Source organism: Neisseria leonii (assembly GCF_028776105.2).
Classification (GTDB): Bacteria; Pseudomonadota; Gammaproteobacteria; order Burkholderiales; family Neisseriaceae; genus Neisseria; species Neisseria leonii.
In genome coordinates this window covers 1003064-1028615 of record NZ_CP145606.1, presented here as the reverse complement: position 1 = coordinate 1028615, position 25552 = coordinate 1003064, and the positions used below count along the sequence as shown (strand labels likewise).

Sequence of the window (25552 nt, the reverse complement as noted above, 5' to 3'; positions counted from 1 at the left end):
AAAAAAGCCGTATGTAAAATGCGATTTACATGAACGGGTTGGTTGTTAACATTTTAATTAAAAATGTTAAATGTTTCCGCCGTCCATCGAATAATGTCTGTCAGGAGAATGAGATGCAAGAGTTTATCAGTACCGTGAACGGGTGGATTTGGAGCCCGGCTCTGGTTTATCTGTGTTTGGGTGCAGGTCTGTTTTTTTCCGTGATTACCCGTTTTGTACAGGTGCGCCAATTCCCCGAGATGCTGCGCCTTTTGTTTAAGCCGAAAAAGGGCGATGTCGGTATTTCGTCTTTTCAGGCTCTGGCAGTGGCATTGGCCAACCGTGTGGGCATGGGCAATATTGCCGGTGTGGCGGCGGCCATCGGTTTCGGCGGTCCGGGTGCGGTTTTCTGGATGTGGGTGGTGGCATTTTTAGGTGCGAGTACCGCTTATGTGGAGTCCACACTGGCACAGATTTACAAAGTCGAGCAGGACGGTGAGTACCGTGGCGGCCCGGCTTATTATTTCAATAAATTCTTCGGCGGCACTGCCGGTAAGATTTACGGCTTTATTCTGGCTGTTTCCCTGATTGTTTCCTGCGGCGTCCTTCTGCCGGGCGTGCAGGCCAACGGTGTGGCCAATGCCGTGGTGATGATTGTCGGCGAAGGCAGCATGGTCGAGACGGCATTCGGTACGGTGGGTATGAACAAGCTGATTGCCCTGCTGTTTATCCTGGTGGTGCTGGCACTGATTATTTTCGGCGGTATCAACCGTATTGCCGGGTTTACCCAGATTGTTGTGCCGTTTATGGCTCTGGGCTATATCGTGATGGCACTGCTGATTGTGTTTATGAACATCGATCAGCTGCCCGGTATCATCGGTATGATTGTCGGCGATGCCTTTAATGCGCAGGCCGGTATGGGAGCAGCCATCGGCTGGGGTGTGAAACGCGGCATCTATTCCAACGAAGCGGGTCAGGGTTCCGGTCCGCACGCTGCCGGTGCGGCCGAAGTCGAGCATCCTGCGCAGCAGGGCTTGGTGCAGGCGTTTTCGGTCTATGTCGATACGCTGTTTGTCTGTTCGGCCACTGCATTTATGATCCTGATTACCGGTCAATATAATATTCAAGGTACACTGCCGGAAGGCCAGTTTATTCTGCAAAACATCGCGGCAGATACCGTTATCAGCGGCCCGGCATTTACCCAATTGGCCGTTTCCAGCGTGTTTGGCAGTTTCGGTACTGCGTTTGTCGCAGTGGCGATTTTCTTCTTTGCCTTTACCACCATCATTGCTTATTACTATATTGCCGAAACCAATGTGGCTTATTTGTCCCGCCAAATGAAATCGGCTTGGGCGCTGTTCTTGGTTAAGGTGCTGGTGATGGCGGCTGTGGCCTACGGTGCGGTAAACAGCTCCGGCTATATCTGGGAAATCGGCGATATCGGCATGGGCTTGACGGCATGGTTGAACATTGTCGGTATCATTATGGTCTTCCTGATGGCACGTCCGACCATCAATGCACTGAAAGACTATGAAGAACAGCGCAAGGCAGGTGTCGAGCACTATACGTTTGATCCGAAAAAACTCGGCATCCGCAATGCGACATTCTGGGAAGACCGTATCAACAACAAACGCTGATCCGTTTGACTATTGTAAAAAAAGGACACTCCGGTGTCCTTTTTTTCTTTGGTCGAACCGCATAGGCCGTCTGAAAATCCGATTGGGGGGGTGGGTGGTGTTTTGGCGGATAGAAAATTTGGTTGCGGCGGATATAAAACAGGCAGAGGGGGCTGATTGATGCAGGAACGGCAGGTTCGGTTCTGATGTGGCGGCGTGCGGATTGATGCTTTGAGGACAAAGTGCCGGCGGGCGGAGTGCATCGGCCGTTTTTTTTTGCGGGAGTAAGGTTGCTGTGTCAGGCTTGTTAGGCCGTCTGAAAACAGAGCCGGTGGGGAATTTCAGACGGCCTGAATGCCTGTACGGTGCGTCAGGACAGGTGTTTTCCGCAGCAGAAAGTGCTTCGGAGCCGCAGAATCTGCCGTATGGACCGGTGCGGATTGGTTGGTGCCAGGCGGAAAAAAAGGCGCCGGATGCGCCTTTGATGTCGGTTTCAGTTATCGGCTGTCTGTATCGCGCAACTCGCGGCGCAGGATTTTGCCTACATTGGATTTGGGCAGTTCGTCGCGGAACTCGATCTGCTTGGGCACTTTGTAGCCGGTCAGCTCGGTGCGGGCAAAGGCGATCAGTTCGTCGGCGGTCAGGCTCTCGTCGCTTTTCACCACAAAGAGTTTCAAGGCCTCGCCGGTTTTATCGCTCGGTACGCCGATACAGGCTGCTTCGAGAACTTTCGGATGTTGGACGATGACTTCTTCGATTTCGTTGGGGTACACGTTGAAACCCGATACGACAATCATGTCTTTTTTACGGTCCACCAGCTTGATCCAGCCTTTTTCGTCGATAACGGCGATGTCGCCGGTGGCCAGCCAGCCTTCGCTGTCGAGTACTTTGGCGGTTTCATCGGGACGGTTCCAATAGCCTTTCATGACTTGCGGGCCGCGTATCCACAATTCGCCGGGCTGTCCCGCAGGGACTGCTTTGCCTTCGGCATCGCGCAGTTGGGCTTCCGTGTTGGAAATCGGCAGGCCGATGGTACCGGTATAGCCGGTAATATTGAGCGGGTTGATGCTCACGCCGGGACTGGCTTCGGTCAGGCCGTAGGCCTCGACCACGGGCAGGCCGGTAATCTGCTGCCATTTGTCGGCTACCGCTTTTTGGGTGGCCATGCCGCCGCCCAAGGTCAGCCGCCAGTTCGAGAAGTCGAGTTTGCGGAAGGCTTCGTTGTTTACCAAGGCGTTGAACAGGGTATTCAGGCCGATGAAAACGGTAACTTTGTGTTTGTCGATGTCTTTGATTAAGGCAGGCAGGTCGCGCGGATTGGCAATGAGTACGGCCGTTGTGCCGATTTCCATCAGAATCATGGTGTTTACGGTCAGCGCGAAGATGTGGTAGAGCGGCAGGGCGGCCACAGCCACTTCTTCGGCCGGACGCAGGCTCGATCGTATCCATTCGCGCCCTTGCAGGATATTGGCACAGATATTGCCGTGGGTCAGTATGGCACCTTTGGATACACCGGTGGTGCCGCCGGTGTATTGCAGAAACGCGGTATCTTCCAGTGTGATGTCGACAGGGCGCAGTGTGTGGCCGGAACCTGAGGCGAGTGCCTGTTTGAATGTAACCGAACCGGGCAGGCGGTATTCGGGTACCATTTTTTTCACTTTGCGTACCACAAGGTTGGTAATCCAGCCTTTGAGCCCGCCCAGCATATCGCCGATGCTGGCGACGATGATGTTTTTGACTGGCGTGCGCGCCACTACCGATTCCAGCGTGCCGGCAAAGTTTTCCAGTACCACGATGGTGGAGGCCCCGCTGTCGTTGAGCTGGTGTTCCAGCTCGCGCGGGGTGTAGAGCGGGTTGACATTGACCACAATCAGACCGGCACGCAGAATGCCGAACAGGGCAACCGGGTATTGCAGCAGGTTGGGCATCATGACGGCGACACGGTCGCCTTTGGCCAGTTTGAGATGGTTTTGCAGGTATGAGGCAAACTGGCGCGAGTATTGCTCGATTTCGTTGAAGCTGAGCGCTTTATCCATGCTGATAAAGGCGGGCTTGTCTTTGAAGCGGGCGACGCTTTTTTCAAAAACATCGACAATGGATGTGTATTCGCGCACGTCGATTTCGGGGCGTACGCCTTCCTGATAGCTTTGCAGCCAGACTTTTTCCATGACTCCTCCTTAAAAATAAGAACATGTTCGGCTTGTTGTTATTCGGTGCAGAATGTGCAGACTTATCGGAATATAACTGATTTTTTTCGCGGTTTGGGATATTTTTGTTCGAGCAATCACTTTAATCGAAGAAGGCCGTCTGAAAATATGCCGGTGCGGTTTTCAGACGGTCTGCACGGTCAGGCGGTAATAACGGGTTTGTCGGTGGCGGTAATGATGCCGCCGCCCAGGCAGACATCTCCGTCGTAGAGTACTGCCGACTGGCCGGGGGTAACTGCCCACTGCGGTTCGTCAAATAACAATTCCGCCGTCGTGCCGTCCCGATAGCGCAGTTCGCACGGCGCATCGGCCATACGGTAGCGGGTTTTGCAGGTGTAGCGGCCTTCGGGCGGGCGTTGCGGGAGCGTCCAGCTCAAATCGTCCATGATGAGGCTGTCGGTGTAGAGCAGGGGGTGGCCGTGTCCCTGCACCACGATTAAGCGGTTTGCGTGCAAATCTTTGCCTGCGACAAACCAAGGTTCGCCCGCGCCGCCTATGCCCAAGCCTTTGCGCTGGCCGATGGTGTAGAACATCAGGCCCAGATGGCTGCCGACGGTTTTGCCTTCGGGTGTGACCATCTTGCCGTTGTCGGTGGGCAGGTATTGTTGGAGAAAGGCGCGGAAGGGGCGTTCGCCGATAAAGCAGATGCCGGTGCTGTCTTTTTTGGCGGCGGTGGGCAGGCGGAGGTCGGCGGCGATGCGGCGCACGGCGGGTTTTTCCAAACTGCCCAAGGGGAAAACGGCACGTTCGAGCTGGTGCGGCTGCAAACGGTAGAGAAAATAGCTTTGGTCTTTGTTGGCATCAAGGCCTTTGAGCAGCAGGTGGCGGCCGTCGTGCACGGCTTTGCGCGCGTAGTGGCCGGTGGCAATCACGTCGGCTCCCCGTTCGAGGGCATAGTCGAGAAAGCATTTGAACTTGATTTCGGCGTTGCACAGCACATCGGGGTTCGGCGTGCGTCCGGCACGGTATTCGCGCAGGAAGTAGGCGAAAACTTTGTCTTTGTATTGGGCGGCGAAATTGACGATGTCGATGTCGATGTCCAGCATATCGGCCACGGCGATGGCATCGAAAGAGTCCTGTTTGATGCTGCAATATTCGTCGGTGTCGTCGTCTTCCCAGTTCTGCATGAATACGCCGCTGACGGCATGTCCCTGCTGTTTGAGCAGGGCGGCGGTAACGGAAGAATCGACGCCGCCGGAGAGGCCGACGATGATGTTTTGTGCTGTGTTGTCCATAAACAGTCCGGGCGGAGCCGTGTCAAAAGGAAAGGATTTTAACATGCTGTGCAGGGCGGGCGCGAAATACAGAACAGGCCGTCTGAAAACGGCCTGTGTGCATATGGGGCAGACTATTTGATTTTGGCTTTTGCGGCGGGCGAAGCGAGTTGGTCGAACAGGCCGCCGTCGGCAAAGAATTTCGGCATGATGTCGTCCCATGAACCGAAAACGTCGGTGGGGCGGAACGTTTCCACCGGCGGCAGAGTGTCGGCATGGGCTGCCAGTACACTTTCGTCGGCGGGGCGCAGGAACAGTTTTGCGCCCAACTCCTGCGCTTCTCTGCTCCACAGGTTTTGCAGGTAGGCAGTGGCCGCTTCGCGGGTGCCGCGTTTATCTACCACACTGTCCACTACGGCGACCGGGCTTTCCATGCGCACGGAATATTTCGGATACACAATTTCAAATGCACCCGGCTCGTATTGCTGTGCCGACAGATGCGCTTCGTTTTCAAACGTAACCAGCACATCGCCGATATTGCGCTGGACGAATGTGGTGGTTGCGGCACGGCCGCCGTTTTCAAACACTTCCACATTGCCGAGGAAGCGGCCGACATAATCGCGCGCTTTGGCTTCATCATTGCCGTTCGCTTTCAGTGCGTAGCCGTATGCCCCGAGAAAGGCGTAGCGGCCGTTGCCGGTTACTTTCGGGTTGGACAGAACGATTTTGACATCATTGTCCGCCAAATCGTTCCAGTCGCGGATATTTTTCGGATTGCCTTTGCGGACAAGGAAAACGGTGGTGCTGGTAAAGGGGACGGCGTTATTGGGGAAGGCGCTCTGCCAGTCGGCACGCAGCAGGCCGCGCTTGGCCAGCAGGTCGATGTCCGAACCCTGATTCATGGTAACGACATCGGCCTGCAGTCCGTTGGCGACAGCCAAAGCCTGTTTGCTCGAACCGCCGTGCGATTGCTGGACGGTGATGTCTGCATTATTCTGTTTTTGATATTCGGCCACAAACAGCGGGTTGTAGTCTTTATAAAAGTCGCGCGCCACATCGTAGGAAACGTTGAGCAGTTTGACGCCGCCGGCAGCGGCCGGAGCGGAAGCGGCGGATGCCGTGTCGTTTTTCGGCGAGCAGGCAGCCAGAGCGAGGGCGGCTGCGGCCGCAAGGGAGAAATGTTTGAACATGGTGGATACTTTCATGCGGTCGGAAATCAGAAGCAGACTGTAAATCAGGCGGCGGACAAACAAAAAGAATGCTTGGTTGTTTGCTAATGCGTTTGGGTTATAAGCGGTGGCGGCAGTCCTGTTTTCAGACGGCCTTCGTGCGGCCGATGCTGCCATACCGGCATGAAAGATACAGAGAGATTTCTATTCCGAAGGCCGTATGAAAAAGCGGCCGGCCGGTTTCAGGCGGCCTGATGTGTAGTTTGTTGTAGGAGGGGCGGTTTCTGCTTTAAAAATAACCGATTCGGATAGAGCAAAGACACGAAAAAAAACGCGGTACAAGCTGGAAAATACGCCATCGGGTATAGTATATTTCATGCAACTTGCACCGTTGGCGGTGCGGTCGTTTCCTGGGGGCGGGCAACCGCCGTCGTCAAAATCAAAGCGAAGAGAGGGAAAACAGAAATGTTCGGTTTCTTGTTGTTTGTGCTGTTGGTCGGTGCGGCGCTGTATTGGCGCGCCCCGGCTTGGGCGGTGGTATTGAGTGCGGTAGTGGCGCTGCTGGCGGGCGGTGCGTCCTGGTTCTGGCTGATTCTGCCTGCGGCGGTCTTTGTCCTGTGCTGTATTCCGCCGGTACGCCGCGCGGTGAATGAGCGTATTTTTACCGTATTCAAAAAAGTGATGCCGCCGATGTCGGAAACCGAGCAGGCTGCGATTGATGCCGGTACGGTGTGGTGGGACGGCGAGCTGTTTTCAGGCAAACCCGATTTCAAAAAGCTCCAAGGCTACCAGATGAGCCGTCTGTCCGAAGAAGAACAGGCGTTTTTGGACGGGCCGGTGGAAGAACTGTGTGCCATGCTCGATGATTGGGAAATTACCCACAAGCGCAAAGATCTGTCGCCGGAAGCATGGCAGTTCATCAAAGACAAAGGCTTCTTGGGCATGATTATCAAGAAGCAGTACGGCGGCTTGGAATTTTCCAATTATGCCCACGCCAAAGTGGTCATGAAAGTCGGTACCCGCAGCGGTTCGGCCGCAGTGACTGTGATGGTGCCGAACTCCTTGGGCCCGGGCGAACTCTTACAGCACTACGGTACGGAAGAGCAGAAAAATTACTATCTGCCGCGTTTGGCCAAAGGCGAGGAAATTCCGTGTTTTGCGCTGACCAGCCCCCATGCCGGTTCCGATGCGGGCAGTATTCCCGATTATGGTGTCGTTGCGCGCGGCAGCTATACGGATCCGCGTACGGGCGAGCGGCATGAAGATGTGCTGGGTATCCGCGTATCTTGGGAAAAACGCTGGATTACGCTGGCGCCGGTGGCCACCGTTTTGGGCTTGGCTTTCAAGCTGTACGACCCTGACGGTCTGCTGGGCGGTAAAAAAGACATCGGTATTACCTGCGCGCTGGTTCCTGCGGAATTTGAAGGCGTGCAGATCGGCCGCCGCCATTATCCGACCGGCAGCGTGTTTATGAACGGCCCGACGTGGGGACGCGATGTCTTTATCCCGCTGGACTACATCATCGGCGGCGTGGAATATGCAGGCAAAGGCTGGCAGATGCTGGTGGAATGTCTGTCTGTCGGCCGCTGCATTTCCCTGCCGGCCAATTCGGTTGCCGCAGGCAAAGCAACCAGTTATACCACTTCGCTGTATGCCCGTATCCGCGACCAATTCGGCCTGCCGATCGGTTTCTTTGAAGGTGTGGATGAAGCCTTGGCGCGCATCGGTGCGTACACTTATCAGATGGAGGCATCGCAGGATTTGGCCTTGACCGCCTTGGACAGCGGTGAAAAACCGAGTGTGATTTCGGCTATTTTGAAATACCACAATACCGAGCGTATGCGTAAAACCATCAATGATGCGATGGACATTCACGGCGGGCGTACTGTCGTGCAGGGGCCGCGCAATTATCTGGTGGGCGCGTATCAGACTGTGCCGGTCGGTATTACGGTCGAGGGTGCCAATATTCTGACCCGCAGCATGATGATTTTCGGGCAAGGCGCATTCCGCTGCCACCCGTTTGTATTGACGGAAATCCGTGCGGCCATGAACAATGACAAAGCTGCATTCGACAAAGCCTTTGGTGCTCATGTCCATGCCATTGCGTCCAATGTGGCACGCAGCTTCTGGCTGGGTCTGACCAACGGCGCATTCGTTACTGCCGTGCCCGGCGGCCCGCAGGCCAAATACTACCGCCGTATGACCCGCTTGGCCGCCAACTTCGCGCTGCTGGCCGATATGAGCATGTTCAGTTTGGGCGGCAGCTTGAAGTTCAAGGAAAAACTGTCGGCACGTTTGGGCGACATATTGTCCAATCTGTATATCGCCAGCGCGGTACTGAAACGTTTTGAAAGCCAAGGCAGTCCCAAAGAAGATGAGGCCGTGATGCAGTATGCCGTCGAGCAGGCATTGTACGACGCACAAACGGCGATGGACGGACTGCTGAAAAACCTGCCTTCGCGTCCGTTGGCATGGGTGTTGCGCGTATTGGCCATGCCTGCCGGTCATAATCTCAAACCGCCTGCCGATAAGCTGGGTACCCAAGTGGCGCGCGAAATGATGAAAAACGGCGAGATGCTGGCACGCCTGACCAAGTATATGTATGTACCGCAGGATCCGGCCGAACCGGTCGGCGTACTGGCACCGGCACATGCGGCGGTCATCGCGGCAGAGCCGGTGGAGAAGAAGCTGCGCAGCATGGCGCGCAAGGGCGAATTCAGCGCATTGAGCCAGCTGACCCAATTGCAGGAAGCTCTGGATAAAGGTGTGATCAGTCAAGACGATTTCGATTCGGTTACCCGTGCCCGCAAGCTCAAACGCGAAGTCATTATGGTGGACGACTTCGATATGCAGTTGGAACAGCACGATGAGCAGTTGCTGCAACGCCATGTGTTCTAACCCCTGTTTGCTGTAACGGCCGACGGCCGGTGTCCGAACCGTCTGTGCGGCAGTGCCGATTTATACCAACCCCGCTTTTCAGGCGGCCTCATGCCGCACACGGCAGAGAAAGGCCGTCTGAAAAACGGTTATTCAAGAGAAAGAGGTAAACATGAGTGCGAAAAACTTCGTCATCCGTAAAGCAGCCGTCTTGGGTGCCGGTGTGATGGGGGCGCAGATTGCCGCCCATCTGGCCAATGCCCGGGTGCCTACCGTATTGTTTGACCTGTCTGCCAAAGAGGGGGCAAAAAACGGCATCGTCGACAAAGCGCTTGCCGCGCTGAAAAAGCAGAATCCTGCACCATTGGCCGATCAAAACGCCGCCCACTATATCGAGGCGGCCAACTATGACGACGATTTGGCCAAGCTGGCCGATTGCGATTTGGTAATTGAAGCGGTGGCCGAGCGTTTGGACATCAAGGAAAGCCTTTATGCCAAAGTTGCCCCGCATTTGGGTCCGCATACTATTTTTGCCACCAATACGTCGGGTTTGTCCGTCGAAACACTGAGCGGCAAATTTCCGGCTGATCTGAAAAACCGCTTCTGCGGTGTCCATTTCTTCAATCCGCCGCGCTATATGCAGCTGGTGGAACTGATTCCGACTGAGGCTACCGATCCGCAGTATCTGGACAATCTGGAAAAATTCCTGGTCAGCACATTGGGCAAGACTGTGGTACGCGCCAAAGACACGCCCAATTTTATCGGCAACCGCATCGGCGTATTCTCCATGCTGGCAACCATCTACAACACTGAAAAATTCGGCCTGCGCTTCGATGTAGTGGACGATTTGACCGGCAAACGTTTGGGGCGCGCCAAATCCGCCACCTACCGCACGGCCGACGTGGTCGGGCTGGATACGTTTGCCCATGTGGCCAAAACCATGGAAGACCATTTGCCGCAAGACCCGTGGCACGCGTTTTTCGGTATTCCCGACTGGCTGAAAAAACTGATTGAAAGCGGTGCGGTGGGGGCGAAAGTGAAGGCCGGCATCTTCAAAAAAGAAGGCAAGCGCATCATGATGTTCGACCCGGCAACGGGCGGATATGTGCCGTCAAACCAAAAAGCCGACAGCGAAGTAACCGATATTCTGAAAGAGAAAGACTGGGACAAAAAACTGGCCGCGCTGCGTGCAAGCGAGAATCCGCAGGCGCAGTTTCTGTGGGCAGTGTTCCGCGACGCTTTCCACTATATCGCCTGCCAGGCCGACAGTATTGCCGCCAACGCGCGCGACATCGATTTTGCCATCCGCTTCGGCTTCGGCTGGGAAGAAGGGCCGCTGGAAATCTGGCAGGCGGCCGGTGTACAGCAGGTGGCCGGCTGGATCCGCGAAGACATTGCGGCGGGCAAAACCATGAGCAGTGCTGCACTGCCCGCATGGCTTGACGGCGTGGAGGCTTTCCATACCGGTGAAGGCAGTCTGAATTTTACTACCGGCCGTTATGATCCGCGTTCCGCATTGGACGTTTACCGGCGGCAAATCCGTCCGGCGGCATTGCGGGGCGAAAACTTTGCACCGTTGGGCGAAACCGTTTTTGAAACCGATGTGGTGCGTGCCTATACCTTGGACGGCAAGGTACTGGTGTTGGAAAACCTGAACAAAATGCGCGCCATCAGCCGTGCGGTACTGGAAGGCATCAATCAGGCCATGGATGTGGCCGAAGAGCGGTTTGAAGCACTGGTATTTTACGCGCCCGAGGCACCGTTCTCCGTGGGTGCCGATCTGAAATCGATGATGCCCGAATTTGCCACCGGCGACTTTGCTGCTATCGAGGGCATGATCAAGCTGTTCCAAGACACCGCCATGCGCCTGCGTTACAGCCAAGTTCCGACTGTGGCTGCCGTTCAGGGCTTTGCATTCGGCGGCGGCTGCGAATTCCTGATGCACTGCAACCGCACTGTGGCCGCGTTGGAGAGCTATATCGGCTTGGTGGAAGTGGGCGTCGGCCTGATTCCGGCAGGCGGCGGTACCAAAGATTTCGCCCTGCGTGCCGCACGTGCCAGCCAAGGCGATCTTTTGGCCGCGCTCAAAGACCGCTATATGAACATTGCTACGGCCAAAGTGGCGACCAGTGCGCTGGAAGCCAAAGAGTTGGGCTTTATGCGCGAGAGCGATGTGGTGGTGTTCAACAGCCACGAGCTGCTGTATGTCGCACTGTCCGAAGCACGCGCATTGGCAGAAGCGGGCTTCCGTCCCGAAATTCCGGCCAAATTCGCCGTTGCCGGACGCAGCGGAGCCGCATCCATCAAAGGCCAGCTGCTGAATATGAAAGAGGGCGGCTATATCAGCGAATACGATATGCACATCGGCAGCCAAATTGCTTGGGTAATGACCGGAGGCGATGTCGATCCGGGTACGGTGGTGGACGAGCAGTGGATTCTGGATCTGGAGCGCAAAGTATTTGTCGAGCTGCTTCAAAACGAGAAAACGCTGGAACGCATCGAAAATATGCTTTCCACCGGCAAGCCGTTGCGCAACTGATTTTGCCGCCGTTGAGGCCGTCTGAAACCGGTGCTGTCTGAACGGATAAGCGAAAACACGGTGTTTTCAGACGGCCTTCCGAACCGAATGCCAATAAACAGGAGTGTTATTGTGAAATCATTACGAGAAGCCTATATTGTCGCCGCTACCCGCACCCCCATCGGCAAAGCACCGCGCGGTATGCTGCGTACCACACGTCCCGACGATATGCTGGCGCATGTTATCCGTGCCGTTGTGGCACAAACGCCGGGTTTGGATCCGGCCGAGATTAACGATGTGGTGGCCGGCTGTGCCTTTCCCGAAGCCGAAGCAGGCATGAATTTTGCCCGTATCGGCGCGCTGCTGGCCGGACTGCCCAATACCGTGGGCGGCATCACCATCAACCGGTATTGCTCATCGGGCATTAACGCCCTGCAAATCGCTGCCGACCGTATCCGTACGGGTGAGGCCGAAGCCGTGATTGCGGCGGGTAGTGAAAGCATGTCGATGATTCCGATGATGGGCAACAAAGTGTCGCTCAATCCGGAAATTTTCGCCAAAGAAGAAAATTACGGCATTGCCTACGGCATGGGTCTGACTGCCGAAAAAGTGGCCGAGCAGTGGAATGTGAGCCGTGAAGATCAGGACGCATTTGCGTTCGAGAGCCACCGCCGCGCCCTGAAGGCCATTGCCGAGGGTAAATTCAAAGCCGAAATCACGCCGATTGAAGCGGTATACCGTACGGCCGATTTGGACAGCCGCGAAGCGAAAGAAACCCGCAAACTGTGCGATACCGACGAAGGCCCGCGTGCCGACACTTCTTTGGAAGGCTTGGCGAAGTTGAAACCCGTCTTCGCCGCCCAAGGCAGCGTCACCGCAGGCAATGCGTCGCAGATGTCCGATGGCGCGGGTGCGCTCCTGGTGGTCAGCGAAGACGTACTCAAACGCTACAATCTCACGCCGATTGCCCGCTACGAAGGTTTCGCTGTACGCGGCGTGCCGCCCGAAATCATGGGCATCGGCCCGAAAGAAGCCATTCCTGCCGTCTTGAAATCCAGCGGCAAATCACTGGCCGACATCAAATGGATTGAGCTGAACGAAGCCTTTGCCGCGCAGGCTTTGGCCGTGATCCGCGATTTGAATCTGGATACCGAACTGGTGAATCCCAACGGCGGCGCGATTGCGCTCGGCCACCCTTTGGGTGCCACCGGTGCCATTCGTGCCGCCACTGCCATTCACGGTCTGCGCCAACAGGGCAAAACCGGCTATGCCATGGTTACCATGTGTATCGGTACGGGCATGGGTGCGGCCGGCCTGATTGAAGTACTCTGATTGGCGGCAATCTGCCCGAAGGCCGTCTGAAAACCGGACTGTCGGATAGAGATTGCGGTTTCAGTCCTTCCCAACATACCTTTGCCGTTAAGCGGTAAAGGTATGTTTTGTTATGGCAGCGTCCCGTGTCTCCAAACAGCGGCTTGGGCAACGTCAGGCAGCCGGAAAAACAGGTTTTCAGACGGCCTTACTCCGGGGTGGCAGCCGTTTGATTTGAAGCATATCGGCGGTGGGGAAAGCGGCGTATAATGGCGCGGATAATAAAATAAAATCATTAAGGAACACCGGATGAGCACTGTGGCACCGAAAGAACCGAAAGAGCAGGTCATTACGCTTTATCAGAGCAGCAAGCGTATTCACCCGAAAATGGCCAAAGGCCGTTTTGCCAACTGGCGGGTGGCGGCGATTGCGGCGACCCAGTTCGTGTTTTATGTGATTCCGTGGTTCAATTGGAGCGGCCGCCAAGCCGTGCTGTTCGACATTCCCGGCCGCAACTTCTTTATTTTCGGCCTGTCGTTCGGTATGGGCGATTTGATTTATCTGGCACTGCTGCTGATGATTTGCGCTTTCGGCCTGTTCTGGTGGACGACGATAGCAGGCCGTCTGTGGTGCGGCTATGCCTGCCCGCAAACGGTCTATACCGAAATCATGCTGTGGATTGATCATTTGGTGGAGGGCGACCGCAACAAACGTCTGAAACTGGATAAAGAGCCGTGGAATGCGCGCAAAATCCGCATCAAGGCCGTCAAATATCTCTTAATCTTCCTGGTTGCCGCATGGACGGGGATTACCTTTGCCGGCTGGTTCAACCCGATTCGCGAATTGGTGCCGGACCTGTTTGCGGGACAGGTCGGCGGCTGGGCATTGGGAACGGCGGTATTTTACGGCTTTGTTACTTGGCTGTTCGGCCACATCATGCGCGAGCAGGTGTGCCTGCATATGTGTCCGTACGCGCGCTTTCAGAGTGCGATGTTCGACAAAGACACGCTGGTGATTTCCTATGATGCCGCACGGGGCGAGCCGAGAGGTGCGCGCAAGAAAAACGTGCGCCCCGGGGAGACGGCCTTGGGCGACTGCATCAACTGCACCATGTGCGTTCAGGTATGCCCCGTGGGCATCGACATCCGCGACGGCCTGCAATATCAGTGTATCGGCTGTGCCGCCTGTATCGATGCCTGCGATGAAATCATGGACAAAATGAATTATCCGCGCGGCCTGATCCGCTATACCACCGAAGGCGTACTGGCAAACGAATATGCGGACAGGGACATTAAAAAACGTTTGGCACGACCGCGCGTATTGGGTTATGGTGCGGTGCTGCTGGCGGCGGCTGTTGCTTTTTTGGCCGGCGTGATATTGCGCGAAACCATGGCGGTGGATGTGATTAAGGACCGCGGCGTGATGGTGCGGGAAAATAATCAGGGTTGGACGGAAAACGCCTATAATCTGCGCATTATCAATACCAGCGAGCAAGACCGTGTTTTGACGGCCGCCGTCAGCGGTTTTGACGAAATCGCGCTGACCGGCCTGCCCGCAGACGGCCTCAGAGTACCGGCGGGCGAAACCCTTACCGTGCCGGTACAGGTATCCACCATTCCCGAATACGCCGATAAAGGCAGCCACCCGATTGAGTTTACCTTTACCTACGCCGATGCCGACACGCCGCAGCAGACCCGCACGTTCCGCGAAAAAGCCACTTTTATCGGAGAATAAGCATTCATGAGCGAGAGACAGTCGAAAGTTTGGTATAAAGAACCGTGGCCGTGGATTTTGATGGCCGGGCCGATGATTGTGGTGGTGGCCGGTTTGAGTACGTTTTACATTGCCAAAACCAATATGGCGGATCTGGTGAGCGACGACTACTACAAAGAAGGCAAATACATCGATTTGAACTTGAAGCGCGACCGGGAAGCCCTGAAACGCAATATGGCGGCACAGGTGCTGGTCAGCCCTGAGAGCAATAGTGCCAAAGTGTTTGTCAGCGGCGATTTCGACCGCAGTACGCCGTTGAAGCTGGTTTTTCTGCATCCGGCCAAAAAAGAACAGGATCAGACGGTTGAACTGTCTGTCGATCAGGCGGTATCGGGCGATAAAGCGCTGTACAGTGCCGCTTTCCGCACACTGCCGAAAACCCAGCACTGGTATGTGCGGGTGGAAGATGCGGCGGGTGTGTGGCGGCTGGACGACAAGTGGATTGTCAGCCAGGGCCATGCGGTTAATCTGAAACCCAAAGATTACGCCAAAAAATAAAGCCGGATTGCCCGCGTCCAAGCATGTGCTGTATCACTAGGCCGTTTGAAAACGTCTCTGTGCGTTTTCAGACGGCCTTGTTCTGCCGGGTTGGCGGTAACAACGGCAGATGCGGAAAATGCGCGGTTTCCGCTATACTGGGCGCACCGCGCTTGGTTTGCAGCGGGAAGAGGGCGGCAGAAGCCATCGCGGATTGATGCCTGTTTCTGTTGATCGTGCAAGTGTTTTTTGGATAAATATTTTTGGATAAATAAAGGATAAAAAATGAGAATTGGTTCGGAGCACACGATTTTTTCGCTGAGTGCGTCCCATCTGCCTGCGGCCAGGGCGGTCAGCGGCGATAAGGTAACGTTCGAGACGTTGGACTGTTTTTCCAATACGGTAAAGAGTGCGCGGGATGTGGTCAGCGGCATTGATTTTTCCAAAGTGAATCCGGCAACCGGCCCGCTTTTTGTCGAGGGTGCACAGCCCGGCGATATTTTGAAGGTGTCCATTCAGGCCATCCGTGTGGCCAAACAGGGGGTGGTAGTGGCCGCGCCGGGACTCGGCCAGCTGGCCGGTTTGGTCGGGCAGGAGGAAACGGTGGTTTGCACGGTTTCCGACACGGAGGCCGATTATTTGGGCATCAGGCTGCCGCTGCGCAAAATGGTCGGTGTGATCGGGACGGCCGCAGAGGGAGAGGGCATCAGTACGGGAACGCCGGACCGGCACGGCGGCAATCTGGATACGCTCCGAATCACGGAGGGATCGATTGTTTATCTGCCTGTCAATGTCGAGGGTGCGCTGCTGGCGCTGGGCGACCTGCATGCGGTGATGGGCAATGGCGAAGTGATGGGATCGGGGCTGGAAATCTGCGGGGAAGTGGATGTGGTGGTGGAAGTGTTGAAAGATGTTTCCCTGCCGCTGCCGTTTGTCGAAACGGAGCAGCTGTATATCAGCCTGGCTTCGGATCAGAATCTGGAACGCGCCTGTCAGCAAGCGGTGGAGCAGATGGCGCGCTTCATTACCGATCATACGACTTTGAGCCTGAATCAGGCCGGTATGTTTTTATCTCTGGCCGGTCATCTGGTGGCATCGCAGGTGGTGAATCCGCAGCGCACCATGCGGGTCGAAGTGGAAAAAGCGCTGCTCGAATCCGTGCGCAAATAAAGACGCGGCATTCTATTCAAAGCCCGGCGAAAGCCGGGCTGTCTGCTTGCGGGACAGGTGTCTGTATTACTGTGTGGGGGCGGCCGGTGTTTTCAGACGGCCTGACGGCGGTAGTTCAGCGTTTTGTCATGGATTCGAATACATCGAAATAGGTCGGGAAAGTTTTGTGCGTGCATTTCGGGTCATTGATGACGACGGGTACGCCCAGCAGGGAAACCAGCGAAAAACACATGGCGATGCGGTGGTCGTCGTATGTATCGATGCGCGCATCGGCAATCAGCGCGGCAGGCGGCGTAATGTGTATGGCCTCGGCTTCTTCTTCCACCAACGCGCCCACTTTGCGCAACTCGGCCGCCATTGCGGCGATGCGGTCGGTTTCTTTCACCCGCCAGGAGCCGATATTGCGCAGCGTGCAGGGTGCGCCGGCAGCCAGCGCGACCACGGCCAGCGTCATCGCCGCATCGGGAATATGGTTGGCGTCCAAATCGAAAGGCAGGATTTTTTGCCCGGGGCAGCGGCCCACTTCGATGAAATCGTCGCCCCACACCACATCGGCACCGATTTTTTCCAATTCGTGCGCAAAAGCCACGTCGCCCTGAATCGCGTTTCTGCCCAAACCGGTTACGCGCACGGGCGTGGCGGCCAGCAGCCCCGCCGCGAGAAAGTAAGACGCGCTGGACGCATCGCCTTCTACCGCCAGTTTTTCGGGCGCATGGTAGCGCGCGTGCGCGGGCAGGCGGAAAATTTGATACCGCTCGTTTTCCACCGGCACGCCGAATTTCGCCATCAGATTGAGCGTGATGTCGATATAGGGCTTGGAAATCAGTTCGCCTTCGACATGAATCTCACAGGCCTCGCCCGTCAGCGGCAAAGCCATCAGGAGGGCGGTCAGAAATTGGCTGGATACATTGCCTTTGACCGGAATCGTGCGCGCACCGCTGCCGCTGTGGCTGCCGATTTGCAGCGGCGGGTAGCCGGGGTTGCCCAAATAATCGATACGGCAGCCCGCATGGCGCAGGGCATCGACCAAATCGCCGATCGGCCGCTCGTGCATACGCGGTACCCCGTGCAGATGGTGGCTGCCGCCCAAAACAGCCAGAACGGCTGTCAGCGGGCGGAAGGCCGTTCCTGCATTGCCGAGAAACAAATCACTGTGCGGATTGGGAAAACGGCCGCCGCAACCGTGGACTTTCAGACGGCCTTCTCCGGAAAATTCCATCTGCACGCCCAAGGTAATCAGGGCTTCAATCATGCGGTCGGTGTCGTCCGATTTGAGCAGCGAGGAAATTTCACAGCTGTTGTCGGACAGCGCGGCCAGCAGCAGGGTGCGGTTGCTGATGCTTTTCGAACCGGGCAGGCTGATGGTGGAAGCGTGCAGCGTGCGTGCATCGAGGCGGATAAAGTCGGTCATGGCAGGCTCCGGCCGCAGTGGCATGAAATGCGGCAGATGGTTGTTTAAGCGGATTTTTCTTGCGGTTTTCTGTATTTCCGGCAGATGGTTTGATGGCAAATTGCGTTGGATTATAGCAGCGCGGCAGCACCGGGTCAGCCGCCGTGTTGCGGGCGGGCATACTGCCAGACAGTTTGCGGCGTGATGTCGTTCAGGCAGGCGGTATGCCCGAGCGGGCATTCGCGTTTGAAACAGGGGCTGCACGGCAGGTTCAGGCTGACGATGTCGGCGCGGCTGCTCAGGGGGGGGGTGTGGTGCGGACTGGAAGAACCGTAAACGGCCACCACACGGCAGCCGAGGGCGGCAGCCAGGTGCATCAGCCCGCTGTCGTTGCAGACAACGGTTTCGGCCAGCGACAGGAGATCGATGGCTTCGGCCAAGCTGGTTTGGCCGCACAGATTGACACACAGGCCGTCTGAAAGGCGGTTGATGGTGTCGGCAGCGGCAAAATCTTTTTGCGAGCCGAACAGCCAGATCTGATAGCCTTGGGCGGTATACAGTTTTGCCAGTCCGGCAAAATGACGGGCAGGCCAGCGTTTGGCCGGGCCGTATTCCGCACCGGGGCAGAAGGCGGCAATCGGGCGGTCGCGGTTTAAGCCGTGTTTGGCACAGGCCGCTGCGGCGTCGGCCGCATGAACGTGCAGGGAGGGATAATCGGAAGTACCGTTGAAGCCGTTGGGGGGATAGGCCAGTGCGGTGTAGCGGTCCACCATCAGGGGCAGTGCGGTTTTGTCGAGTTTGCGGATGTCGTTGAGCAGGGGATAACGCATTTCGCCGACATAGCCCGTGCGCTGCCTGATGCCGCCGGCACGGGCAATCAGTGCCGATTTGAATGATCCGGGCAGGACGATGACCTGATCGTAGCCGCTTTTGCCCAATTCCCGTCCGCACTGCCAGCGCCGTTTCCATTCCAGTGCGCCGTGTCCGAACGGATTTTCCAGCACGCGGCGTACTTGCGGCATACGCTCGAAGACGGCCATCGACCATTTCGGGGCAAAGACATCTACCGCGCAGCCGGGATGTAATTCGTGCAGACGGCGGTAGAGCGGCTGGGTCATCACGCAGTCGCCGATCCAGCTGGGGGAAATAATCAGAATTTGTTTGCTCATTATATCGGGGAAGTAATCGGGTAGTGTGATTTTAGCCGATTTGGCCGTATCGTGCCGACCTGTAAAAACACCGGAAGCGGGTGCTTCCGGTGTCCGGCAGGGGGTAGAAAGCCGTTTCAGCGCAATTGGTGCAGAAAGTGCATATGGCGGTGATATTGGCTGACTATGTCGTTGATGACACCTTCTTTGCTCCAACCCATGATGTCGTAATCCTGACCGCCTTCGCGCAGATGCACCTCGGCGCGGTAATATTCCTGATCTTCGGAGGCAGGATTGTCTGCCTGTACGAATGCCGGCTGGATATGTTTGGCGGTGAAAACCTGATAAACAAAGTCGATTTCCTCGCCATGGTGGATAGTCAGGGTTACCCAACCTGCTTCGGGTTGGGCGACTTCGGCACGGACGCCGGTCTGGCCCAGTTCGGCAGCGACTTCTTCGCACGCCTGTTTGACGGTGGTGTCGACAAAGCGGCTCACGGTTTTCCGGTTCGGAAAATCCATAATCAGCTGCAAGCGCTCGCGCCAAGCACCGCTGCCCTGTGCAGGCAGGGGGGTAGTGAGGTTTTGTTGGAGGATTTCCTGTTTCTGCGCATCGATGCGGAGGGCTTTAAACAGGCCGTACATGGCAATCATCAAAACGGTAACAAACGGCAGTGCGCTGGCAATCGCCATGGTTTGCAGTGCGCCCAGTCCCCCGGCCAGCAGCAGTGCCACGGCCACGACACCCGCACCGGCCGACCAGAATACACGGTAGCGCAGGCCTTTGCTGCCTTTCCCGTAGGCACAGAGCATATCCATCACCAATGCGCCGGAATCGGCCGAGGTAATGAAAAACACCACAATCATCGCCAAACCGATGTAGATAAAGACGGTGGAAAACGGCAGTTGCTCCAAAAAGGCGAACAGTGCGAGCGAAACGTCGGCCGAAATGACATCGGACAGTGATGTGATGCCTTGGTTGAAAATCATATCGATGGCGGAATTGCCGAATACCGTCATCCAGAAGAATGTAAAACCGGCGGGAACGAACAGTACGCCGAGAACAAATTCACGGATGGTGCGGCCGCGCGAAACGCGGGCGATAAACAGGCCGACAAACGGAGCCCAACTGATCCACCAGCCCCAATAGAGAATGGTCCAACCGCCAAACCAGTCGGTTTTCTGGTAGGCATACAGGTTGAATGTCATGCTGACAATGTTTGACAGATAATAGCCGACGTTTTGTACAAACGCTTGAAGCAGAAAGACGGTGGAACCGGCCAGCAGGACAAACAGCAGCAGTACCACCGCCATGCCCATATTGAGCTCGGACAGGAACTTCACGCCTTTATCCAAGCCCGAAGCCACGGATACGGTGGCCAGGGCGCAGATGACGGCAATCAGCACCACTTGGCTGACCGTGCCGACAGGAATGACGGGAAACAGATGGTTCAGACCGGTATTGACCTGCAATGCACCGTAGCCCAATGAGGTAGCCAGACCGAACAGGGTGCCGACCACGGCGAAAATATCGACGGCATGGCCGATGGGGCCGTAGATTTTATCGCCGATTAAGGGATACAGTGCCGAACGCAGAGTCAGCGGCAGGTTGTGGCGGTAGGCAAAAAAAGCCAGAATCAGCGCGACGACAGCATAAACGCTCCAAGCGTGCAGCCCCCAATGGAAAAAAGTCAGGCGCATGGCTTCGCGTGCGGCAGCCACCGTGCCGCCTTCGCCCAGCGGCGGAGTCAGAAAGTGCATGACCGGCTCGGCCACGCCGAAAAACATCAGACCGATGCCCATGCCGGCGGAAAACAGCATGGCAAACCAGGAAAAATTGCTGTAATCGGGTTTGGCATGATCCGGCCCCAGTTTGATGTTGCCCAGACGCGACATACCCAAATACACGGCAAAAAGCAGGATAATGGCGACGGTCAGGACGTAATACCAGCTGGCATTTTCCACAATGGCCGCCTGAACGGCTTTGAATGTCTGGTCGGCAACTTCGGGCAGCAGCACGGCAAACAGGCTGATCAGCAGGATAATGCCGGCCGAAATATAGAACACGGGCGGATTCAGCCCGCTGTTACTGCCCGGCAGGGCTTTTCGGTTCATGAATACTTCCTTTCCAAATCATCGTTGAATGCAGAGCCGGAACAGGCCGTCTGAAATGCAGCAGTTTGATATATTCAGACGGCCTTTTCAGAAATATTGATAGCGTTTTGATGTGTTTGCAGCCCTGCGGTCTGTTTACCCTAACAAAAAATACGGGATGCATAAACAGCTCAGGTTAAAAATCATTAAAAAAGCCGTTATTTAGCAATAAAATTCCAAAAATAATCAATAATCAGAATTTTATTTTTAAATTAAATGTTAAATCTTGTTTTGGCGGGAAAGTAGCCGTTTAATTCGGTAAAGAGAAAAATATGCCGCACGCCGTTGTGCGGCCGGAAGGAAAAAAGAAATATGCAGACATGGCGGGAAGCCCTCGGGGCGGAAAAGGAACAGCTGTATTTCCGGCAGATTTTGGACACGGTACGCCGCGAGCGGCAGCAGGGTATCCGTATCTATCCGCCGGCTGCCGATGTATTTAATGCTTTTCGGGCGGTTGAGTTCTCGCAGGTCAAAGTCGTGATACTGGGGCAGGATCCGTATCACGGTGAGGGGCAGGCGCACGGCTTGGCGTTTTCGGTGCGGCCGGGGGTGCAGATTCCGCCTTCTCTGCTGAATATCTACAAAGAGCTGGCAGACGATATTGATGGTTTTACCGTGCCGGCGCACGGTTTTCTGCAAAGCTGGGCACAGCAGGGGGTACTGCTGCTCAATACGGTGCTGACGGTGCGGGCGGGGCAGGCGCATTCCCATGCCGATTTGGGTTGGACACGGTTTACCGATCTGGTTATCCGCCGTTTGGCAGAGGAGCGCGAGCATTTGGTGTTTATGTTATGGGGCAGCCACGCACAGAAGAAAGGCGCGTTTATCGACCGTTCCCGCCATCTGGTGCTGACTTCGGCACACCCCTCGCCGCTGTCGGCTTATCGGGGTTTTTTCGGCAGCCGGCCGTTTTCGCGCGCCAATGCTTATTTGCACGGGCATGGGATGGCGGCCATCGACTGGCGGCTGCCCGATCGGGTGTGAAAAAGATTCCGGCGGGGGCGGGATTTTTCAGACGGCCTGAGTTTTTTTGGCTACAATGCCGTTTTGCAGCCTGCATCGATATTTACGGGAACAATAAACATGATCGGTAAAAAACTGTTTGAAGAAGTCAGTGCCAAAATCGGCGACGCCATGGCCAACAGCCCGGCCAAAGACGTGGAGAAAAATGTGAAAGCCATGTTGGGCAGCGCATTTACCCGCATGGATTTGGTCACGCGCGAAGAATTCGACATCCAGCAGCAGGTTTTGATTAAAACCCGCACCAAACTGGCCGAGCTGGAAGCACGCCTGGCCAAAATCGAAGCTGCCGGCCCGCAGCAGGCCGCAGCGGATACGGCGGCAGGGACGGACGGGGCATAAAACTGCGGATCCGCCGCACAAAATAAAAATAACGAGAGGAAGAAACATGACGTGGGCGGTGGTGTACAGCCGCGCATTGAGCGGCATGAGCGCGCCTTTGGTCGAAGTGGAAGTCCATTTGGCCAACGGGTTGCCGCAGTTTAATATTGTGGGCCTGCCGGATACCGAAGTGAAGGAAAGCCGCGACCGCGTGCGCGCGGCGATTGTGCAGAGCGGCTTTGAAATGCCGGCGAAAAAAATTACCGTCAATCTGGCACCGGCCGATCTGCCCAAGGAGTCAGGCCGCTTCGATCTGCCGATTGCCGTCGGTATTTTGGCTGCATCGGGTCAGGTATTGTCCGACAAATTGGCAGATTATGAGCTGGCGGGCGAGCTGGCTCTGTCCGGTGCACTGCGGCCGGTACGCGGCGCGTTGGCTATGGCCTGGCAGGGTGCGAAAGACAAACGCGCCTTTATCCTGCCGGCGGAAAATGCCGCACAGACGGCATTGCTGAAAGATTTGACGGCATATGGTGCGGTCTGCCTGGGCGAAGTGGCCGCCCATTTGAACGGTATCGCGCCGTTGCAGGCGGTACCAGGCGGCATCAGGCCGTCTGAATCCCGCCCTTTGCCCGATTTGGCCGAAGTCAAAGGCCAGCATACCGCGCGGCTGGCATTGGAAATTGCCGCAGCCGGCGGACACAGCCTGCTGATGGTCGGCCCGCCCGGTACGGGGAAATCCATGCTGGCGCAACGATTGCCGGGCATTCTGCCGCCGCTGAGCGACGAAGAAACGATTTCGGTGTGGGCACTGCGCTCACTGCTGCCGCTTCATTTGCAGGACAACAGTACAGAACGGCCGTTCCGTGCCCCGCACCACAGTGCCAGCGCGGTGGCTTTGGTCGGCGGCGGTTCCGACCCGCGCCCGGGCGAAATTTCCCTGGCGCATCACGGCGTGCTGTTTCTCGACGAGCTGCCCGAATTCGACCGCAAAGTGCTGGAAGTATTGCGCGAGCCGCTGGAAAACGGCGAAATCCATATTTCGCGTGCTGCCCGTCAGGCCACATTTCCGGCGCGTTTCCAACTGGTTGCCGCGATGAACCCCTGTCCGTGCGGCTATTTCGGCCATCCGGTCAAGCCCTGCCGCTGTACTCCCGAACGTATCGCGGCTTACCGCAGCAAAATTTCCGGCCCGCTGTTGGACCGTATCGATTTAACGATTGAAGTGCCTGCGTTACCGGCGGCCGAGCTGGCTCAGGCACGTCCGGGTGAAGCGAGTGCCGCAGTCAAAATCCGGGTGGAAGCCGCGCGCGACCGCCAATATGCCCGTCAAGGCAAAACCAACGCACAATTGAGCGTGGCCGAATTGGATACCGTTGCCCGGATTGAGCCCGAAGCCGCACAGGCATTGAGCGGGCTGCTGGAAAAGCTGTCGCTGTCCGCGCGCAGCTACCACCGCATTTTGAGGGTGGCGCGCACATTGGCCGATTTGGCGGGCGATGAACGGGTCGGCCGCGCCCATGTGTTACGTGCCGTAAGTTTCCGCAGAGCTTTGTAAAGGGACAGCGCGTCCGCACAGTTTTTTTGTTAGAATGCCGGGCTGTTCAGGGTCGTGCTTCTGGTCCGCAGCCATGCAGCGGTATTTTTCAGACGGCCTTTTCCTATTGATACAAGGTACTCTCCGATGAACCGACACAAACAAGACGGCAAAGGCATTTCGGGTTTTGTTCTCGGCTTGCTTTTGGCTACGTTGATTATTGCCGCTTTGGTTTTCTTTTTGAATCAAAACCGCCGAACCGATTTTAAAGAACCGGAAATCCGGCGCGAGGCTCCGCCAACCGAAGTGCTGACCCCGCCGACTGCGCCAGGCAGTTCCCCCGCTTCCGATGTCCTTCCCGATACCGGTGCGGCTTCCGAAATCGTGATCGACGGGACACCGGCCGAGCCGCCTCCGGCATCGAAACCGGAAGAGCCGAAACCTGCTCCGATACCGAAAACACCGGCCAAACCTGACGGAAAACCTGCGGCCAAACCGCAGGAAACCAAAAAACAGCCCGAGCCCAAGCGCGATCAGGCAAAACCGACGCCTGAGGAAATTTTGGACAACGGCAGTGTGGACAAAGCGCGCGAAGCCGCCCGTGCCAGAGAGGCCGAGCGCAAGAAAGCCCAGGCGGCTTTGAACGGTGAGGCGGGCAAATCCGCACAACCTGCGACGCCGCGCGAAGGCAGCACCCAAGGCCGCGTGATTTTGCAGGTCGGTTCCTATGCCGATCAGGGTGCGGCCGATACCCAGCGTGCCAAGCTGGCCATGTTGGGGGTGAGCGCTTCGGTGGTAAAAGCCGAAGTCAACGGCAAAACCATGTACCGCGTGCAGACCGGCCGTCTGAATGCCGAAGCGGCTGCACAGACCAAACGGAAATTGCAGCAAAACGGTATCGACAGTTTTGCGCGTCAGGCCAAATAAGCCATAAGGAAAAACCATGAAAATCAGCAAAATCCTCACAACAGTATTGGCGCTGGCAGCAGCCCTGCCCGCTCAGGCCGCTTTGGTGGAGGGCGAAGATTATGTCGTGCTGGCCAAGCCGATGACCCAGCAGAATCCCGAAAAAATCGAAGTGGCCGAGTTTTTCGGTTACTTCTGCGTACACTGCTACAATCTGAACCCTGTGCTGCTCAAACGGGAACGTACTTGGGCTTCTGATACGTATCTGCGTCCGATTCATGTGGTATGGTCGCCCGATATGATGGGCTTAGCGCGCATTGCCGCCGCCGTAAACAGCACCGGCATGAAGAAGCAGGCCTCCCAAGCGGTATTTGAAGCTGTGTACAATCAGAAAATCAATCTGGCCGATGCCGATACGTTCAAAAAATGGGCCGAAGCACAAACCGCATTTGACGGCAAAAAACTGGCGGCCGCCTATAACGGTTTCAGCAATCCGGCACAGGCACAGATGATGGCGGATCTGACCATGCAGCACAATATCGAAAGCACGCCGACCTTTATCGTGGGCGGCAAATACCAAATGCGCTTTAAAGGCACTTGGGAACAGAATCTGGATAAAGTAGATGAAATGATTGCCAAAGTCCGCAAAGAACGCGGTATGAAGGCACCGGCAGCCAAAGCCCGTCCCCGCAGTCTGGGCGCATCGGCAGCCAAAGCGGCCAACCGTTAAAGAAAAAACGAGTCAGGCCGTCTGAAAACGCACGGG

General features: G+C 56.3%; 18 protein-coding genes. 12 read left to right on the top strand and 6 right to left on the bottom strand.

Features of this window, described 5'->3' with window-relative positions; translation table 11 throughout:
* The first annotated feature begins 113 nt into the window (after positions 1-113).
* Positions 114-1616, top strand: a complete 1503-nt coding sequence (locus tag ORY85_RS04940; RefSeq protein WP_274571072.1) for a sodium:alanine symporter family protein — start codon at positions 114-116, stop codon at positions 1614-1616.
* Between the two features lie 476 nt (positions 1617-2092).
* Here ORY85_RS04940 and ORY85_RS04935 read toward each other — a convergent pair whose 3' ends face one another.
* The 3 genes from ORY85_RS04935 to ORY85_RS04925 all read right to left on the bottom strand — a co-directional run bounded on the left by ORY85_RS04935 (position 2093) and on the right by ORY85_RS04925 (position 6206).
* On the bottom strand, positions 2093-3763 hold the full coding sequence (locus ORY85_RS04935; RefSeq protein WP_274571073.1) for an AMP-binding protein: 1671 nt from the start codon (positions 3761-3763) through the stop codon (positions 2093-2095).
* Between the two features lie 179 nt (positions 3764-3942).
* On the bottom strand, positions 3943-5037 hold the full coding sequence (gene mnmA, locus ORY85_RS04930; protein WP_274571074.1) for a tRNA 2-thiouridine(34) synthase MnmA: 1095 nt from the start codon (positions 5035-5037) through the stop codon (positions 3943-3945).
* A 113-nt stretch (positions 5038-5150) separates the two neighbouring features.
* Complete coding sequence (locus ORY85_RS04925) at positions 5151-6206, bottom strand: sulfate ABC transporter substrate-binding protein (protein ID WP_405030348.1); 1056 nt, start codon at positions 6204-6206, stop codon at positions 5151-5153.
* A 444-nt stretch (positions 6207-6650) separates the two neighbouring features.
* On the opposite strand from ORY85_RS04925, the gene ORY85_RS04920 reads away from it, so the two are divergent.
* The 6 genes from ORY85_RS04920 to ORY85_RS04895 all read left to right on the top strand — a co-directional run bounded on the left by ORY85_RS04920 (position 6651) and on the right by ORY85_RS04895 (position 16311).
* A complete protein-coding gene (locus tag ORY85_RS04920; RefSeq protein WP_274571075.1) occupies positions 6651-9083 on the top strand; it encodes an acyl-CoA dehydrogenase in 2433 nt (810 codons plus the stop codon).
* 151 nt (positions 9084-9234) lie between these two features.
* A complete protein-coding gene (locus tag ORY85_RS04915) occupies positions 9235-11601 on the top strand; it encodes a 3-hydroxyacyl-CoA dehydrogenase/enoyl-CoA hydratase family protein (protein WP_274571076.1) in 2367 nt (788 codons plus the stop codon).
* Between the two features lie 87 nt (positions 11602-11688).
* Positions 11689-12912: an acetyl-CoA C-acyltransferase gene (locus ORY85_RS04910; RefSeq protein WP_405030342.1), complete on the top strand. Its 1224-nt coding sequence runs from the start codon at positions 11689-11691 to the stop codon at positions 12910-12912.
* A gap of 288 nt (positions 12913-13200) precedes the next feature.
* Positions 13201-14625 carry a cytochrome c oxidase accessory protein CcoG gene (gene ccoG, locus ORY85_RS04905; protein WP_274571077.1) on the top strand — a complete coding sequence of 475 codons (1425 nt, stop codon included), beginning with the start codon at positions 13201-13203 and terminating at the stop codon, positions 14623-14625.
* 6 nt (positions 14626-14631) lie between these two features.
* Entirely contained in the window at positions 14632-15162 is a 531-nt protein-coding gene (locus ORY85_RS04900) for a FixH family protein (RefSeq protein ID WP_274571078.1), read from the top strand.
* 264 nt (positions 15163-15426) lie between these two features.
* Positions 15427-16311, top strand: coding sequence for an acetamidase/formamidase family protein (locus ORY85_RS04895; protein ID WP_274571079.1), 885 nt, complete (start codon positions 15427-15429; stop codon positions 16309-16311).
* A 115-nt stretch (positions 16312-16426) separates the two neighbouring features.
* Here ORY85_RS04895 and aroA read toward each other — a convergent pair whose 3' ends face one another.
* The 3 genes from aroA to ORY85_RS04880 all read right to left on the bottom strand — a co-directional run bounded on the left by aroA (position 16427) and on the right by ORY85_RS04880 (position 20963).
* Positions 16427-17722, bottom strand: coding sequence for a 3-phosphoshikimate 1-carboxyvinyltransferase (gene aroA / locus ORY85_RS04890; protein ID WP_274571080.1), 1296 nt, complete (start codon positions 17720-17722; stop codon positions 16427-16429).
* Positions 17723-17856: 134 nt separating this feature from the next.
* Positions 17857-18870 (bottom strand): lipopolysaccharide heptosyltransferase II, encoded by a 1014-nt coding sequence (waaF, locus tag ORY85_RS04885; protein ID WP_274571081.1) that lies wholly within the window; start codon positions 18868-18870, stop codon positions 17857-17859.
* 116 nt (positions 18871-18986) lie between these two features.
* Positions 18987-20963, bottom strand: coding sequence for a choline BCCT transporter BetT (locus tag ORY85_RS04880; RefSeq protein WP_274571082.1), 1977 nt, complete (start codon positions 20961-20963; stop codon positions 18987-18989).
* Positions 20964-21314: 351 nt separating this feature from the next.
* Between ORY85_RS04880 and ung the strand changes: the two genes are divergently transcribed.
* The 5 genes from ung to ORY85_RS04855 all read left to right on the top strand — a co-directional run bounded on the left by ung (position 21315) and on the right by ORY85_RS04855 (position 25516).
* Complete coding sequence (gene ung, locus ORY85_RS04875; protein WP_274571083.1) at positions 21315-21986, top strand: uracil-DNA glycosylase; 672 nt, start codon at positions 21315-21317, stop codon at positions 21984-21986.
* Between the two features lie 99 nt (positions 21987-22085).
* Positions 22086-22364 (top strand): accessory factor UbiK family protein, encoded by a 279-nt coding sequence (locus ORY85_RS04870; RefSeq protein ID WP_274571084.1) that lies wholly within the window; start codon positions 22086-22088, stop codon positions 22362-22364.
* Between the two features lie 46 nt (positions 22365-22410).
* Positions 22411-23901: a YifB family Mg chelatase-like AAA ATPase gene (locus tag ORY85_RS04865; protein WP_274571085.1), complete on the top strand. Its 1491-nt coding sequence runs from the start codon at positions 22411-22413 to the stop codon at positions 23899-23901.
* A gap of 126 nt (positions 23902-24027) precedes the next feature.
* Complete coding sequence (locus ORY85_RS04860) at positions 24028-24807, top strand: SPOR domain-containing protein (protein WP_274571086.1); 780 nt, start codon at positions 24028-24030, stop codon at positions 24805-24807.
* A 16-nt stretch (positions 24808-24823) separates the two neighbouring features.
* Complete coding sequence (locus ORY85_RS04855) at positions 24824-25516, top strand: thiol:disulfide interchange protein DsbA/DsbL (RefSeq protein WP_274571087.1); 693 nt, start codon at positions 24824-24826, stop codon at positions 25514-25516.
* Positions 25517-25552 lie beyond the last annotated feature (36 nt).